The sequence below is a fragment of the Spiribacter halobius genome, from assembly GCF_020883455.1.
In the GTDB taxonomy this organism is placed as follows: Bacteria; Pseudomonadota; Gammaproteobacteria; order Nitrococcales; family Nitrococcaceae; genus Sediminicurvatus; species Sediminicurvatus halobius.
Map to the genome: position 1 here is coordinate 3,723,502 of NZ_CP086615.1, position 14,915 is coordinate 3,738,416.

Annotated in this window: 16 protein-coding genes; 7 read left to right on the forward strand and 9 right to left on the reverse strand. The window is 65.8% G+C overall.

Going from position 1 to position 14,915, the window contains the following annotated elements:
* Positions 1-71: 71 nt before the first annotated feature.
* From LMH63_RS17340 to LMH63_RS17365, 6 genes are all read right to left on the reverse strand, one after another.
* Positions 72-335, reverse strand: a complete 264-nt coding sequence (locus tag LMH63_RS17340; RefSeq protein ID WP_109679560.1) for a hypothetical protein — start codon at positions 333-335, stop codon at positions 72-74.
* Between the two features lie 411 nt (positions 336-746).
* Positions 747-2,009 (reverse strand): YbfB/YjiJ family MFS transporter, encoded by a 1,263-nt coding sequence (locus LMH63_RS17345; RefSeq protein ID WP_158280426.1) that lies wholly within the window; start codon positions 2,007-2,009, stop codon positions 747-749.
* A gap of 228 nt (positions 2,010-2,237) precedes the next feature.
* The gene (locus LMH63_RS17350; protein ID WP_229332646.1) at positions 2,238-2,693 is read right to left on the reverse strand and encodes an NUDIX hydrolase; all 456 of its coding nucleotides are present in this window, start codon (positions 2,691-2,693) and stop codon (positions 2,238-2,240) included.
* 38 nt (positions 2,694-2,731) lie between these two features.
* The gene (locus LMH63_RS17355) at positions 2,732-3,334 is read right to left on the reverse strand and encodes a LysE family translocator (protein ID WP_199225721.1); all 603 of its coding nucleotides are present in this window, start codon (positions 3,332-3,334) and stop codon (positions 2,732-2,734) included.
* A gap of 593 nt (positions 3,335-3,927) precedes the next feature.
* Positions 3,928-4,833 carry an alpha/beta fold hydrolase gene (locus LMH63_RS17360; RefSeq protein WP_109679563.1) on the reverse strand — a complete coding sequence of 302 codons (906 nt, stop codon included), beginning with the start codon at positions 4,831-4,833 and terminating at the stop codon, positions 3,928-3,930.
* Complete coding sequence (locus LMH63_RS17365) at positions 4,820-5,125, reverse strand: ArsR/SmtB family transcription factor (RefSeq protein ID WP_109679564.1); 306 nt, start codon at positions 5,123-5,125, stop codon at positions 4,820-4,822. The genes LMH63_RS17360 and LMH63_RS17365 overlap by 14 nt, the downstream gene beginning before the upstream one ends.
* A 379-nt stretch (positions 5,126-5,504) precedes the next feature.
* Here LMH63_RS17365 and LMH63_RS17370 point away from each other — a divergent pair, with 379 nt between their 5' ends.
* Both LMH63_RS17370 and LMH63_RS17375 read left to right on the forward strand, forming a co-directional pair.
* Positions 5,505-6,014 carry a GNAT family N-acetyltransferase gene (locus LMH63_RS17370; protein WP_109679565.1) on the forward strand — a complete coding sequence of 170 codons (510 nt, stop codon included), beginning with the start codon at positions 5,505-5,507 and terminating at the stop codon, positions 6,012-6,014.
* Positions 6,015-6,301: 287 nt separating this feature from the next.
* Positions 6,302-6,931, forward strand: coding sequence for a 2-hydroxychromene-2-carboxylate isomerase (locus tag LMH63_RS17375; protein WP_109679566.1), 630 nt, complete (start codon positions 6,302-6,304; stop codon positions 6,929-6,931).
* Between the two features lie 184 nt (positions 6,932-7,115).
* On the opposite strand, the gene LMH63_RS17380 is transcribed toward LMH63_RS17375, so the two are convergent.
* Positions 7,116-7,343, reverse strand: coding sequence for a hypothetical protein (locus LMH63_RS17380; RefSeq protein WP_109679567.1), 228 nt, complete (start codon positions 7,341-7,343; stop codon positions 7,116-7,118).
* 82 nt (positions 7,344-7,425) lie between these two features.
* Between LMH63_RS17380 and LMH63_RS17385 the strand changes: the two genes are divergently transcribed.
* Positions 7,426-8,394, forward strand: a complete 969-nt coding sequence (locus LMH63_RS17385) for a LysR substrate-binding domain-containing protein (RefSeq protein WP_109679568.1) — start codon at positions 7,426-7,428, stop codon at positions 8,392-8,394.
* Between the two features lie 619 nt (positions 8,395-9,013).
* On the forward strand, positions 9,014-9,553 hold the full coding sequence (locus tag LMH63_RS19595) for a helix-turn-helix transcriptional regulator (protein ID WP_369406043.1): 540 nt from the start codon (positions 9,014-9,016) through the stop codon (positions 9,551-9,553).
* Here LMH63_RS19595 and LMH63_RS17390 read toward each other — a convergent pair.
* Positions 9,450-10,244, reverse strand: a complete 795-nt coding sequence (locus LMH63_RS17390; protein ID WP_109679570.1) for a helix-turn-helix domain-containing protein — start codon at positions 10,242-10,244, stop codon at positions 9,450-9,452. The two genes, LMH63_RS19595 and LMH63_RS17390, sit on opposite strands and share 104 nt — an antisense overlap.
* Positions 10,245-10,375: 131 nt before the next feature.
* On the opposite strand from LMH63_RS17390, the gene LMH63_RS17395 reads away from it, so the two are divergent.
* Positions 10,376-11,260 (forward strand): NHL repeat-containing protein, encoded by an 885-nt coding sequence (locus LMH63_RS17395; protein ID WP_109679571.1) that lies wholly within the window; start codon positions 10,376-10,378, stop codon positions 11,258-11,260.
* 299 nt (positions 11,261-11,559) lie between these two features.
* On the opposite strand, the gene LMH63_RS17400 is transcribed toward LMH63_RS17395, so the two are convergent.
* Positions 11,560-12,450 carry a LysR substrate-binding domain-containing protein gene (locus LMH63_RS17400; protein ID WP_158280428.1) on the reverse strand — a complete coding sequence of 297 codons (891 nt, stop codon included), beginning with the start codon at positions 12,448-12,450 and terminating at the stop codon, positions 11,560-11,562.
* A 181-nt stretch (positions 12,451-12,631) separates the two neighbouring features.
* Between LMH63_RS17400 and LMH63_RS17405 the strand changes: the two genes are divergently transcribed.
* Positions 12,632-13,423, forward strand: a complete 792-nt coding sequence (locus LMH63_RS17405; RefSeq protein WP_109679573.1) for a crotonase/enoyl-CoA hydratase family protein — start codon at positions 12,632-12,634, stop codon at positions 13,421-13,423.
* Positions 13,424-13,464: 41 nt separating this feature from the next.
* Positions 13,465-14,886 carry an aldehyde dehydrogenase family protein gene (locus tag LMH63_RS17410; RefSeq protein WP_109679574.1) on the forward strand — a complete coding sequence of 474 codons (1,422 nt, stop codon included), beginning with the start codon at positions 13,465-13,467 and terminating at the stop codon, positions 14,884-14,886.
* The last annotated feature ends 29 nt before the right edge of the window (positions 14,887-14,915 follow it).

Sequence of the window (14,915 nt, forward strand, 5' to 3'; positions counted from 1 at the left end):
ACCCACACCCATCCACCGTCCCATGACGCGAGCACGGCGCAGCGCCCCTGCCACCCCCACGCTGCCTCGGACTAACGCCTGTCCTTGTCGGGCTGAGTCTCCCTGACCCACTGCCGGAAGCTCGACGTATGCCGAATGATCACCTCTGGTGAGAGACCCGCGTCCCACCGCTCGCGCGCGGTGAGTGACAGCAACTCCCGCCGCCCCCGAAGAAATACGCGGTAGAGCCGCAGCATCTCAAACGGGTACGCGACAGCAGCCTTGATTCTGCCGATCAGCTGAGGTCCCGCGTTCGAGTCCGCCGCGTAGTCGCTCGTTGTCTGGATATGCTCCATGACGCCTCCTTACCGGACGCACCGGCTATACCACCGACCTGCGATATCAGCGTCTCGGGACTGGCCGCGCAGGAATAGGTCCAGGAGGCCTCTAACAAATGGGTACAGTTTCCCTATACCCAACAAAGGTTAACCAAATCGAGCCGTTAACGGGTTCCCGCGCTACATTCGAATATTTCATGAGCACCACGAAAATTCGTCATCCGTAGCGCTGCGAGAACGTTCCGCAGAAAGGCATCAGTCGTCTTGAAGTGTCTGACCGCAAACGAGGTCGGTGTCGCTTTTTTTGGCGCCGATTTACGCATTGCGTGGAATCTGCCGCCGTGGCGACGAGGGGTAGCGTACGGGCTGCCAGATCCGGGCGCTAATAGAGCGCCCCACTGGTGCACCGGCATGCTACGTGATGGACGCTCAGGAGCTGCGGCCAGCCGCCGAGCCGTTACCCGCCGAGTTCGCGGGCGCTCGCGCAAGGTCCGCCTTGCCCTCGATGAGATCGCCTTGGAAGACACTGAGGAGGAACCCGGCGAACAGCAGAACGCAGGTCAGCCCGAGCCCGGCGGTCAATGAGCCGGATGCATCACTCACCGCGCCTGTCAGTGTCGGGCCGACAACCTGCCCCAGTCCGAACACGACAGTGAACGTACCAATGGCCCGAGACCATTCCGTGCGGTGGACGTTTCGCCGAATAAAGGCCGTGGTCGATGCCACAACGGAGAAGAAGGCGCAGCCGAATATCAGGCCCGACAGAACAAAGGCGCTGGGTCGAGCGCTTAGAAGTGGTAACACGCCACCCACCGTGCAGGTAGCGATCAGCAGGGCAAATGCGCGCCCGCCGGCGGCGTTCCGAAGCAATCTCGCCCACAGCCACGGGGATGCCAGCACGGCGCAGCCAATACTCAACCAGAACAGCGTCACCATGGGTGCCGCTGCACCGGTGGTACGCATCCAGGCGATCATGAAGGTCATGTAGCCGATGTAGCCGGCCCCAAATGCCCCATAGGCCAGCAGTAGGGGCATGGCGGCGCTGATGCTCATGCGCCGCGCCGCGTGAGTAGCCTGGCTCCCGCCGGCGGAGGTCGTGGGCTGGTGTTTGAGCACAGGCGTCATCGCCCCCGCCATCAGCAAGGCGGCAATCCCGAGACCCACCCAGACGAGCGGCCAGCTCTCACCACCGCCGGTGGCCGTGATCACTGGCGCCAGCGCGCCGGAGATCGCGATTCCCAGACCGGCACCGCCGTAGAAAAACCCCAGTCTCAGGCTCTCGTTTCGGTGTGCACTCCCAGCCAGCTCGGCTGCTAGCGCCCCGCCCAGAACGAAGCCGAATGCGCCGAACAGACCAGCAGCGAATCGCCAGAAGCTCAGCCACTCGAAGGAACGGGTCAGGCCGAGCGCGAGCGTCGAGAGCGCGGTGATCAGAGTTGCCAGGACGACCACCCGGGAGAGGCCATAGCGTCGCCCCACAAGCGGTGCGAGCAGGGCCCCGGCCAGGTAGCCCGCAGCGTTAACACTGTTGATCCAGCCGGCCTGGCCGTAAGACCAGGCCAAATCGGCGCGCATCTCAGGCAGAACAAGTGCGTAGGCGAAGCGCCCGATGCCCAGGCACACGGCGGGTGAGAGCGCAAGCAAGAGACAAAGATAAAGGGATTCGTCACGTTCCGGCATAAGCTTGCCCACATGTCGTCCGTCACGATCCCGGAGGCCGCAGCGCGGTATCGGGACAACGAGCGAGAACCACGCCACGGGGAGCACCGGCGGCGACGAACGGGACAGCACCGGGCGAGACAGCACTCCCAGCGAGGGCGAGCGTCTCGCTCGGGGATTCGTCATGCGCATCGCCAGCGCCGCGAAGGCGTCGCGCTATCAGCCGACGACGGCGGCGGCGCAGGGAACGCTGCCATCGCGTCAGCATGGACCGAATCCACTGCGCCGGCCTTCGACCACCAGGCGCGCAACCTCGGCGACTTGATAGCTGGTCACCGCCTCTATGTCATCGATCATCTCAGGCGTAAACCACCCGGTGGCGAGGGCGTCATCATTGGGAGAAGGGATACCCGCGCGCCAGTGGCAGCGAACCGCAATCAGGATGTAGTGCATCGCGCCGTGGCCACGCCACGGCGGGGCGATGACGTCGACAGCCGTAACCACCTCGGCGGGCTCGGCCCTTAAGCCTGTCTCCTCGTACAGCTCTCGCGCCGCGGCGGCGTGGATGGATTCACCGAACTCAATCTTTCCTCCCGGAAACCCCCACAACCCGGCGTCCGGAGGGTTGCGACGCCGCACGAGCAGGACATGTCGCTGGTTCTCGACAACTGCGATCGCAGCGGCAACCGGGTGGGGCTGATCTGGGTCATCGGGCACGTGTGAGAACTCCGTTGTCGCGGTTTCCCCAGGCAAAGCTAACGGCCTACCCACATCGGCAGAACCGAAAGAGCGAGCAGCAAACCCAGCGCTGCGTTCACCCATCGCCAGTGGCGATCGGTGCGAAGTACTCGCGAGAGCATGAGTCCCGTGGCGGACCAGAGCGTCATCGAGATCGCTGCGCAGACACCGAATACGATCGCGAATGCCACGGCAAGCGCCATGGGGCTCGACGCCTTCTCGCCGAACGTTGCGGCTGCGCCGACGGCGAGGGCCCACGCTTTTGGGTTCAGCCACAGCAACAGCATGCCCCCGAACACGCCGACGGGGGCGGTGACGTGCGCCTCGCGCTGCGGCGAGCCACTGCGACCGATCCGCCAGGCAAGCCAGAGTAGGTAACCAGAACCGAGTGCGCGCAGCGCCAGCTCGAGGCTTGGTATGGCAAGCACCAGCGCTGCCAGGCCAAGCGCGCCGGCGCCGCCGAGCAGCGAGAGTCCGAGCGCGATCCCGACGATGAACGGGACGGAACGGCGCAGGCCGAAATTGGCGCCCGATGCCGTCGCCAGGGCGGTCGCGCCGCCCGGCGTCATCGTGGCGACGAGCGCAAAGCCCGTTACCGCGATGAGCGTGCCCAGGGTCATGTTGATACTCCGATACGGGGCCGCGCGTCGCCCACTCGGCCCGGCCGTTCAGTAAGCCCCGGGATAAGACCGAACCAGGCGCCAGGTACGTGGCGATCGGACCGGCACCCTCGCCCACAGGGGGCGCAAGCGGGCGCTGCATAGGGCGGGGCCGCTGCGTAGCTGTTGCGGTTAGTCAAGCTAGCAAGGGGAACATCACAGGACTATTGAGGATTATTCGCCGAGCGGATGAGTTTTTTGCACGCGAGCCCACGGCGCCCGAGCGAGCGTTATGCGAACAGGGCGCGACCTCTGCGCTCCCGCTATCGACCAGCGGAAGAACCGTATGGCGCCTGAGTCCGCCGATAGCGGGGGCCACGAAGACCTACAGCGTCGAGGGGAGGCTTTTCCCGACGCGCGGCGAACGAATCGGTATGATTTGGGGCTCCTACCGCTCCAGTTGCAACGCCTCGCGCAACTCGCCGGTCTTCGCGGATATCTTTACATGAAGATTACGCAGTTCGAGGCGTCATCATGTGTTGAGCCCAAGGTGCAACGGTGGTTACACCCCTTCACTCACTCGGTGCGATTGGGCCAGTCGAGAGACAGGGCACTCATTCCAGAAATCCCAGCAGCGCGGAAAGTACCGCTTCGGGCGCCTCCTCCGGAATGAAATGGCCTGTCGGCATGGGCAGGAAATCGACATCGCTGCACCAACGCGACCATATGGCCGTCAGGTCAAAGTGCTGTGCCACAACGCCATGTTCGCCCCACATGACGAGTGTCGGACAATCGATCCTATCTCCATTCGCAAGGTCTTCCGCGTCATGGACCCGATCCAGGTGAAAGCCGGCGCGGAAGCATTCGCACATCGCCGCGACGGCGTCGGCACGTGACGCCGACGCTAGGTAGGTCTCCAGAGCCGTCGGATGGTAGGGAACGGGCTTGTTTGACAATCCGGTCAGGATAAGACGCATGAACGCGCGCGGATCGCCCGCGATCAGTGACTCCGGGATCGGATGATCCTGGGTGAGAAAAAAGAAGTAAAAATAATCCTGGGCAATTTCGGCGGTCGTGTTGTCGTAAAAATCGCCTGCAGGAACGATGTCCATTTCGACGAGCCGCGTGACGTTCTGAGGATGATCGAGCGCTAACCGTCTCGCCACACGAGCTCCGCGGTCATGACCGACCACGGCGAAACGGTCGTGTCCAAGGGCGCGCATTACCTCCAGCTGCTCTGCCGCCATTGCCCGCTTGGCGTAAGCGTCGAGCCCTGCCCCGGGCTGGGGCTTGTGTGATTCGCCGCGCCCTCGCAGATCAGTGAGAACAACGGTGTAGTGCTTGGCGAGCTGTGCGGCCTGATGGTGCCAGCAGAGGTGCGTCTGCGGGTCACCGTGGAGCATCAGGAGCGCCGGACCTTCCCCGGCCCTAAGGGTCATGATCGAGCCTTCGCGCGTCTGCACGAACTGCCGTTTGAATCCCGGTAGTAGCTCCCGGTCGGCGGCTTCAAAGTGTGTCATTCAGCCAGTCCTTGTAGTCGGCGACCGCCGCCTCGTCGCGTTGGTAATACGACCAGCGCCCCACCTTCCGGGCGCGTACAAAGCCCGCCCTGCGCAGCAGCTCCAGGTGCCGGCTTACGGTCGGCTGCGCCATACCGAGCTTCTCGGTCAGCAAGGTCACACAGACCCCGATTTCCTCCGGCGGCCCACTCGATTGATGCGGGAAATGCCTGGCGGGCTCGGCAAGCCAGCGCAGGATGGACTGCCTGACATCACTGGCCAGCGCCTTGGACTGCTCAATTCGGTCGGTCATATTGGAACACTAATCGTTACTTAGCTATATGTACATGCAATAGCACCAGACTCGGTGCGTGGCTTGTCGCTTCGTCCGCTTGGGCGGTCGGCATAATGCGCCGGTACCGGTTTCAGCTGGGCGCGGGGCCCGACGTTCATCAGCCGTACCCATAAGTCGTTGATACTATCGGCTTGGATCTTCGGGTTGGCACAACAGGACTGCGATGGGTACGTGTGCGCAACTCGCTGGTTCCTGGAGCCGAAAAAGGCTCCTGTGCTCACGCGCGTCTGGAGTAGGCTGATGAATCCGGTAGGCCCGCGGGCAGCGTGGTAGCCCTACCCCTTGGGCGCCGCTCATTAGAGCGCCTTGGCGTTAAACGCAGACAGTGAGGCAAGTTGTGCAACGAGTACGCCCGGAGAGGCCAGGCGACGAGTCGGCCATTGCGCAAGTCAATGAAGCAGCCTTCGGGCGCCCGGACGAGGCCCAACTGGTGGCGGCCCTGCGAGCTGCGGCATCTCCGTTTGTCTCGCTCGTTGCCGAAGACGCCGACTCGGCCCTTACTGGCCACATCCTCTTCTCGCCGGTAACGGTAGGCGACGAGGAGCGCCTCAGCGTGGTGGCCCTCGCGCCCATGGCGGTCATACCAGCACGGCAGCGCAGTGGCGTCGGCACGGCACTCGTTCAACATGGCCTATCCGCCTGCCGCGCCATTGGCGTCGGCGCGATCGTTGTACTCGGCCACGCGGATTACTACCCCCGCTTCGGATTTGCGCCCGCGAGCCGGTTCGGACTCCGTTGTCCGTACGACGCCCCTGACGAAGCCTTCATGGCGATTGAGCTGATCGCCGGCTACCTCGAAGGCATCGAGGGCACGGTGGCCTTCCATGCCGCGTTTGCAGACCTCTAGCCGGTCGCGCCTCCGACGGTCTGCATGCTCTCGAGCATCCCCGCATGCGTACGGGTCATGCCGGATGTGCGCGAAGGTCACTTGTGGCCTCTGACCGCGCACCGGTTCACTGACGTTGGCGTCGACCAACCACGCGCGGCTCGGCCGCCATCTAGCGACCCGGAGCCCGCCTTGGTGCGAGGAGCAGGATGGGGCGTGATTTCGCTTCTGAGGGAGTGCTCAAGGGGCAGTAAGCAGGCCGTGTCGCGTAGACGCTTCTCGACAACCACCGCAGAAGGGCAGCCCCTATGAGCGACAGGGAGCGGGCACGTGGGAGCACCACGCCGACGCTCGAATTCTGGATCGATCTTGCAAGCAACTACAGCTACCTGAGCGCGATGCGCATCGAAGCACTCGCGGCACGGTACGGTGTCCCCGTCATCTGGAAGCCGTTCCTGCTGCAGCCGATCTTCCGCGAGCTCGGCTGGACGACCCCGCTATTCGTCGCGCAAAAGGAGAAGGGACAATACGTCTGGTGCGACATGGCACGTCAGTGCCGCAAGTACGGTTTGCGCTGGAAGCGACCCAGCGAGTTCCCCCGGAACACCTTACTGGCGACACGAGTCGCTGTCGCAGGTGACAAGGCCGGTTGGGTTGCCCCGTTCTGCCGGGAAATCATGACCCTGAACTTCGGATATGACCGCCCGGTCGACTCCGCGGGCGTAATTGCGACCGTCCTCGAGAGGCTAGGTGTCGATGCGCAGGAAGCGCTTCGCGCCGCGACCTCCCCGCAGAACAAGGAGGCGCTTCGTGAGCAAACGGCGCAGGCCCGTGCACGCGGCGTTTTCGGCGCGCCCACCTTCTTTGTCGGACCCGAGCTCTTCTGGGGCAACGACCGGCTTGAGGATGCCCTCGAGACCGCCATCGGGGCCCTGTAAGCGACATTCCGCCCTCTCTGGGTTGGGTCCCGGCTCCCTCAGGTGACGAGGCCGAAGGCGGCCCCACCCACAGGCCGGCATGCCCCTTCGGCGGCCCGTGTTGCCGCATTGGCACCGCGGATGATGTGTGACCGCCAGTCGTTGCACGCGCGGGCCCTGCATGCATCGCCCCTGAAGAGTTCGCTTAACCGTTGCAAGGACGCTCGCGATTCGGCTCGGCACCCTGAAAACGGCGCGAGGCGCTGCCGACGGAGCGGCCAATCCTGACCAGGAGGCGGCCCAGGGATTTCAGCATCCAGAGGAATGCCGCCTGCCGGGCTGCATCGGCGTAGGCCTGCTGGCGGATGTAGAGCTCGCCAAGGTTCTCTCGTGCGGGGCGCTGCTCCGCTGCCTTATTATCGATCCGATTCATGTCTGCCACCTCTTCTCGATTCTGGCAGCACTAATTTTGCTATCTTTTACGGATCGTCCAACTGACGTATCTGCATCACCCCATGAATGAAATTGATGACAAACACGCCTCCGACACTATGTCGCCAGACCATCGCGGACAGCTGCCGCCCTTTCCGGCGCTGAGGGCCTTTCATGCCGCCGCGCGCACGCGCCACTTCGGCCGTGCGGCTGATCTGTTGCACCTCACCCAGTCGGCCGTAAGTCATCAGGTGCGCCAGCTCGAGGAGTACCTCGGCACACGGCTGTTCGAGCGCGGCAGCCGCGGCGTCACTCTCACCGACGCCGGGCGTCGCTACTTCGCGGCCGTGGATCCAGCCATTGAGCGAATTCGGGAAGCGACTCGAGAGTTGCGCGGGCCCGCGGGCACTCGGCGGGTGTCGCTGACCACGCTACCGAGCGTCGTCGCGATGTGGCTGATCCCAAACTGGCGCGGGTTCGAGGAGGCCTGCCCGGGCATCGAGCTCCAGTTCCTCACTACCACGCGCGTGGTGGACTTGCGGGGCGAGCGGGTGGACCTCGCCATGCGCTACGGCGCTGGTCACTGGCCTGACGTGGACGCCGAGCTGCTCTTCCAGGAGCGCCTGCTACCCGTGGCGCGCCCAGGGGACATCGCGGAGGAGGCGAGATCGGATCCGCAAGCCGTCCTGGAGGGTCAGCGCCTGATCGTGAACGACACCGATGACGACGAATGGCGGCGCTGGGCGGAGGCGAACGCGTTGCCCGCGCCGAATCTCGAAGGCGCCCTGCACTTCGCGGACAGCCATCATGTGCTGCAGGCGGTGCAGAACGGGCTTGGCCTCGGCATGGGTCGCAGGCCACTGGTGGACGGCCATCTACGGGCTGAGGTTCTCGAGGCGGCGTTTCCGGGCGCCGAGGCCCCATCGGATGGCTGCTACCTGTGCCACGCGGGAGGCCGCGTGCTCCCCGAACCGGTCGCGCGGGTGCAGGCGTGGCTACATCACCTGGCCGTGTCCTCGGCGGATGAGGGGTCGGGTACCGGCGATCGGTAGCCCGCGCCCTGGCTCAGATCGGCATGGCGCCAGGCATTACGAATCTTCATGCATACCGCCTGAATTCATCATTGGCGCGCCTGCTAGAGGAGCTGCCATCGTCTGCGTCAGTGCGGCGTCGGGCAGCAGTCGTTCAACCGACGTCCGCGAAAAGCGCATCGGCGAACTGTCCCCGCCAGCGCATCTCGGCTGAAGACCCACGTCGCTCTTGCCAACGATGACCACGCCAGATTCCACCCTCCCGTCACGGTTGAGAACTGGCCGGAACGGCTCGGCGCCGAATGGCAGCATCCGTGCACTGGCGGCCGGGGTCACTGTGGCGGTCGCGCCCCAGCCCAGCCCTCGGGTGGTGGCGCCGTGGGCGAACGCGTTCGATGTGCTGACCACCCAAGGCCTGGCAAGCGCAACTCCATGGACGGCCATCACGGTCCCCGCTGAAACCCGGTTCGAACTGCGAGCGGACACCGACACGCTGCTGGCCATGGTGCCCCTGGATGTAGGCGCCGACCGCGAGCCTGCTTATCCCACGGCAACCCCTTTGACCCGGCTTGCGAGGGAGCTGCTCTTTCGCCTCGCATGCGCGCCTGAAGAGGCCGCCCGGTCGGGCCATGCCCGGCGAATGGCGCGTGTGCTCAACGATGAGCTCCACGTGCGAGGACCGGCAGAGCGCCCCTTTGTGCCGCCCGCCGACCGCAGGGCGCGGCGTGCGTGGCAGCTTCTCACCAGCCGGCCTTACCGGGAGCTCTCCCTTGAGGCAATCGCCGCCGAGGTCGGCGCCAGCCCCCGCACCCTCAATCGCGTCTTCACCCGCGAGTTCGGCATGAGCGTCGCCACAGCGCGTCAGCACCTTCGCATGCGCAGCGCAAAGGCGTGCATGGAAACTGGTGATAGCGTTCAGGCTACCGCAAGGAGGCTTGGCTACAGGGACACGGGCAGTTTTATCGACGCGTTCAGGCGCGCCTTCGGACTGACCCCCGGTTCGTACCGAGAGATTTTCCGCGAGGGCCAACTGCAAGCCAGTCTGGCCCCGGTGGTGGAGACCAAAAACGGTGGGGTCAGCCCACTCCCGGAGTCCGTCCGCGCCGCCGCGCGCCCGCTTCGGCGTGCTCGCCAACAAGACGAAGCTCCTGGATCGCCAGAGGTGCGAGACCCAGGGTGAGCTTCACCGCCCTCAACTCGGAGTCATCACAGAGGAGCTGGTCGCGATGGGCGGCCTGGCGCAGGCGCTCCGAGAGGGCGTTCGCCTCGAGCTGCAGCGCGCTGGCAGTCTCGGGCCGCATCCGCCGTGTGAGGCTCAGGAATTCCACGCCCGGCTCGCTTTGCCGGTCGACGACCCAGCCGATGAAGTCCTGGTTGATGCGCTTGAGCTCAGGGCCGAGCGGCCCGCTCCAGCGCCAGGCGACCGGCAGTGGAACGAGGAAGCGAAAGCGCTCACCGACATCCCGCTCGATGATGCCGAGGCGCTCCAGGTCACGCAGGTAGAGATCGACGCTTGCCTGGCTCAGCCCGAACGTCCGCCCGATCTGGCCTGGCGTGAAGCGGTCCAGCAGCAGAAGCAGGAAGTGGAAGAGCTCCGCGTTGCGAGCGAGTGCGCGTTCGGCCGCCAAGGGCAGCGGCTCGCTTGGTCGCGCCGGCTGGTCCGCCGCCTCGATCAGGGTCTCCAGCGGCAGATCGATGGCCTCGCAGATCGCCGCGAGGCGGCTCAGCTTGCAATCCTGCTGCTGGAAGAGCCGCTTGATGCTCGGCTCCGAGACGCCAAGGCGGCGTGCGAGCTCCGCGTAGGTGACACGGCGCGCCTTCAGGGCTGAGCGCAGGGCGCTGAAAACGCCGGGCAGCGCGGTTGCAGGCATATCAATCTCGACACTCGATACGGGCTCTGCCAAGAACGTATCGCAAAACGATCCTTTTGTCGCGTTTATTGCCGCATGAGTATCCCTTTCATAGCTTCGTTGGCGTGTCCTCAGGTCAAGGAGATCAGCCAATGAAGACGTCTGCCCTCGTTTCCGCGGCCACGGCCGCGACCCTGACCCTGCTTGCTGCGCCGGCCCATGCCGATGGGCTCGAGCACCTCTGGACGACCACGGGCTTCGCGGAGCCCGAATCCGTGGTCCACGACACCGAGCATGACCGCCTGATCGTGAGCAACATCGACGGCCACCCCGGCGAGGCGGATGGCCAGGGTTTCCTCTCACTACTGCGCCTCGACGGCGCCATGCTGGAGCGGCAATGGGTGACCGGGCTCGATGCGCCGAAAGGCATGGCAATCCACGGGGATCGTCTCTACGTGAGCGACCTTACCGAGCTGCACGTGATTGATCTGACAACGGGCACCATCGAGCGCACTTATGCGCCGTCAGGGGCCCAGTTTCTGAATGACGTGACGGCGGCCGCCGACGGGCGGATCTTCGTCTCGGACATGATGAGCCACACCGTCTACGAGCTCGACGGGGATGCGCTCGAGCCCTGGCTCGCAGGTGACCCCCTGGCCCATCCGAACGGCGTACTCGCCGCTGGGGAGACCCTCTATGTTGGCAACTGGGGCGAGGGACTGCGCTCGGACTTCACCACCGAGGTCGCAGGCGGTGTGCTTGCGCTCAATGTCGACACCGGCGAGAGGCTCCCACTTTCGTTCCCGCAAGGACGCGGCAACATTGACGGTCTGGTGATGCTCCCTGACTACCTCGTTGCGAGCGACTGGGTGCGCGGAACGCTCATGGTGCTGCCCCTCGACGGCACAACCCCCGAGGTGCACGAGCTCGCTCCAGGGGTGGCCGACATTGGGCATGCGAACGACGTCCTGCTGGTTCCGCAGATGCAGGCCGGGGAAGTCGCTGCGTACCGTGTGGCGTCGACAAACTCGCGGTAACGCCTGGATACCTCGAGGGAGCGAGCAATCGGCGCGGATCAGGCGACCCTTGGGGCAGAGCCATCGGCTCGCCTGACGCGCCCCAGACAGCCATCGGGCTGCGCCCGGCGCGCTCACCCCGGCCCGTTCGAAGGCGCTGGAGCAACGCTCCGGCGCCTCATCCCGGTCGCTATGGCCATGAAAATAGGCGGGCGGGTGATGCGGCCCGATCGATACCGTATAAGGGGGTCCTTCCGGGCGGTAGACGGTTTTGTAGACCAGACTCAGCCGGGGGGCCTGCCAGGAATGCGCGGGGCCTTTCAGTGCTCCGAAGAGGCAGTGGCCGTGCGTAGCAACCACCCGCGGAAGGCCTCAACGGCCTCGTCGCTCGAGCGCGTATCGGAGACGACCACCCAGTAGGCCGTTTGTCCGGTCACCGGGGGGCCCGCAGCGATCACGAGGGTTCCTCGCTCGAGATCGCCGTTGATTAGCGGGCGCCGACCCATCGCGATGCCGGCGCCGGCGCGCGCGGCCTGCAGCGCCAGATCGACGCTATCGACCTCGATATGGCGCCGCGCCTCGGGATAAGGGCGCCCCGCACCTCTCGCCCAGGACGCCCACTCCTCGCGGGCTCGGCTTACGGAGATCAACGTCTCCCCGTCGAGGCCGCCGGACTCTCGCGCGCGGTCCACCACCCTCGGGGCGCCGACCGGCACCAGCACCTCGTTGAACAGCTGCTGCGCGTGCACACCCTGCCAACCACCGCGCCCCATGCGCACGGCGACATCCACGGCCTCGGAGTCGAGCTCCCGGCGTTGCGGCTGCGTATCGACAACGAGGTCGAGTCCGGGGTGCTGGTCGAGAAACTCGCTCAACCGCGGGAAGAGCCAAAGCTTCGCGAACGTGGGCGCTACGGTGACGCGAAGGCGCTTCGCCCCGCCACGCGTACGAAGCCCGTCTGCTCCGCTCGCGAGCACCTCGAGCGAGTGGGCGACGCGGGGGTAGTACTCGCGCCCGGCGTCCGAGAGCACGAGACCCCGGCTTGTGCGAAGAAACAGTGGGACACCGAGCCAGTCCTCGAGGCTCTGGATGCCGTGGCTAACCGCACTCGGCGTAACCGCAAGCTCCTCGGCGGCGTTCTTGAAGCTCTCCAGGCGCGCGGCAGCCTCGAAGAGTCTCAGCGCGTTCAGCGGCGGCAGGCGTCGGCTCACGGCATACCCAGCCTTCAGCGGAAAGTCTGAGGCATAGCAGAGACTCACCGGCGCCACAACGCAGCTGAATTCTGCTCATCGCGAACCGAAAAACCCTCGTTTGTCGGGCTTGAGGCCGGGCGGCAACCTCCTACCGCGAAGCGCTCGGGTGCAACCGGGGCGCAACCCGGAGGAGACAGCCATGACCGAGATCCTGCTTTGCGAGCGCCGGGATGAGATCGCGATTCTCACCCTCAATCGCCCGGAACGACTGAACGCGCTCAGCTACGCGCTCATCGACGCATTAATGGCCACACTCGGCGAGCTCGAAGGCGACGACACCGTGCGCGGCATCGTGATCACGGGCGCCGGCGACCGGGCATTCAGCGCGGGGGCGGACATCAGCGAGTTCCAGCACAGCGTCCGCGCCGGCCCGGGCGCTGCCGTCCGGGAGTTCTGCCGCCGCGGCCAGGAGTTCACGCGCCGCCTCGAGAGCTACCCCAAGCCCATCGTCGCCGCGATCAACGGGCTCGCCTACGGCGGCGGCTGCGAGATCAGCGAGGCCATGGCCTACACCATCGCCGCCGAAGACGCGCTGCTGTGCAAGTCGGAGATCCGTCTGGGCCTGATCCCGGACTTCGGCGGAACACAACGCCTGCCCCGCCTGGTCGGCCGCAAGCACGCACTCGACATGGTGCTCACCGGTGATCCCATTACCGCACAGCGGGCTGCCGAGATCGGCCTCGTGAACCGGGTGGTGCCAAAGAGCCGGGTTCTCGAGGAGGCGATCGGTTGGCTGCGACGGGTCACACGCCACTCGGCCCTTGCCGTGGAGGCGGCACTCACGGCCGTCAACCGCGGTGTGAACGTCTCCATCGACGAGGGCCTGGCCATCGAAAGCGCCCAGTTCGCCCGCCTGGTGCCCACCCACGATCTCGCCGAGGGCATCGCCGCCTTCCTCGAGAAGCGGGAGCCCGAGTTCATCGGCCAGTGACGATGCCGGACCTTTCAATCGGGATTCAGCGGAGAACACCCATGCAGGCAGTCCCCGTCCATACGCACTACGTTGCCGGACACTGGCAACGGCCGAACGAGACCGCCACGATCGTCGTGCGCAACCCCACGACCGAAGCTGTCGTCGGCGAGGTAAGCCTCGCGACGGCCGAGCAGGTGGCCGCCGCGTGTCAGGCCGCGGCAACAGCGCTGCCGGAATGGTCGGCAATCAGCGCCAGCGCCCGGGCCGGGTGGCTCCGCGCGATCGCCGAGGCACTGGCCGCACGGCGCGAGCAGATTGCCCATGCCATCACCTGCGAGGTGGGGATGCCGTTGAAGATGGCGCGTCGCCTGCAGGCGGGGCTGCCGGTGGAGACATTTCGAGCTACAGCCGACGCTATCGAGTCGCTGGACTGGGAGACCAAGGTCGGACACTCCACGGTGCGGCGAGTCCCTACCGGGGTCGTCGGCGCAATTACGCCCTGGAACATGCCGCTGCACCAGATTGCCGCCAAGGTCGCACCCGCGATCGGCACCGGATGCACGGTCGTGCTTAAGCCTAGCGAGCTGACGCCGTCCGTCGCGACGCTCTTGGGCGAGGTTCTCGACGAGGTGGAGCTGCCGCCCGGCGTCTGCAACATCGTCCACGGCACCGGGCCGGAGGCGGGCGCGGCGCTTGTTCGTGACCCGCGGGTGCGCTTTGTCTCCTTCACCGGCTCCACGGAAGCGGGACGCGACGTCGCGAGCGCCGCGGCGGTGAGACTCAAGCGTGTGGCGCTTGAGCTCGGCGGCAAGTCCGCCGCGGTGGTGCTGGACGACGCCAACCTGGCGTCTGCGGTACGCACGACCCTCGGCGCCGGACTCCTTAACTCCGGGCAGATGTGCAACGCCATCAGCCGCCTGATTGTGCCGCGAGAACGGCTCGAGGAGACGCTGGAACTCGCGGCCTCGGAACTCGAGCGGTTCACCATGGGCGACCCGTTCGACGACGCTACGCGGCTTGGACCCGTCATCTCCGCCGAGCAACGTGACCGCGTCCGGCGAACCATCGACCGTGCTGTCGAGCGTGGCGCGCGTCACTTCACGACCACCCAGCCACTGCCGGAAACCGGTCACTTCGTGGCGCCGACCCTGCTCGCCCCTAGCGACCCTGACGACAGCGTCGCTCAGGAGGAGATCTTTGGCCCGGTGATCTGCGTACTGAGTGCCGATGACGATGAGCATGCCGTCGACCTCGCCAACGGCACACGGTACGGACTGGCCGCGAGCGTGTGGTCCGCAGACCCGCAGCGCGCCGAGCGCGTTGCCGAGTCACTGGTTGCCGGCCAGGTCGAGATCAACGGCGCGCGGTTCAATCCGCATGCCCCGTTCGGCGGCTTCCGGGATTCGGGATACGGGCGTGAGCTCGGGGCCTATGGCGTCGATGAGTTCCTCGAACTCAAGGCAACGCAACATCCAGACTAGACGCCGGGGCAAGACACCGGAGGCAGGGG

Bases quoted from the DNA above. Each gene is read 5' to 3' on its own strand.
- LMH63_RS17385 (WP_109679568.1), top strand. From the start codon at position 7,426: ATGAATGAAATTGATGACAAACACGCCTCCGACACTATGTCGCCAGAC.
- LMH63_RS17375 (WP_109679566.1), top strand. From the start codon at position 6,302: ATGAGCGACAGGGAGCGGGCACGTGGGAGCACCACGCCGACGCTCGAA.
- LMH63_RS17410 (WP_109679574.1), top strand. From the start codon at position 13,465: ATGCAGGCAGTCCCCGTCCATACGCACTACGTTGCCGGACACTGGCAA.
- LMH63_RS19595 (WP_369406043.1), top strand. From the start codon at position 9,014: ATGGCGCGTGTGCTCAACGATGAGCTCCACGTGCGAGGACCGGCAGAG.
- LMH63_RS17395 (WP_109679571.1), top strand. From the start codon at position 10,376: ATGAAGACGTCTGCCCTCGTTTCCGCGGCCACGGCCGCGACCCTGACC.
- LMH63_RS17390 (WP_109679570.1), bottom strand. From the start codon at position 10,244: ATGCCTGCAACCGCGCTGCCCGGCGTTTTCAGCGCCCTGCGCTCAGCC.
- LMH63_RS17340 (WP_109679560.1), bottom strand. From the start codon at position 335: ATGGAGCATATCCAGACAACGAGCGACTACGCGGCGGACTCGAACGCG.
- LMH63_RS17405 (WP_109679573.1), top strand. From the start codon at position 12,632: ATGACCGAGATCCTGCTTTGCGAGCGCCGGGATGAGATCGCGATTCTC.
- LMH63_RS17360 (WP_109679563.1), bottom strand. From the start codon at position 4,833: ATGACACACTTTGAAGCCGCCGACCGGGAGCTACTACCGGGATTCAAA.
- LMH63_RS17365 (WP_109679564.1), bottom strand. From the start codon at position 5,125: ATGACCGACCGAATTGAGCAGTCCAAGGCGCTGGCCAGTGATGTCAGG.
- LMH63_RS17380 (WP_109679567.1), bottom strand. From the start codon at position 7,343: ATGAATCGGATCGATAATAAGGCAGCGGAGCAGCGCCCCGCACGAGAG.
- LMH63_RS17355 (WP_199225721.1), bottom strand. From the start codon at position 3,334: ATGACCCTGGGCACGCTCATCGCGGTAACGGGCTTTGCGCTCGTCGCC.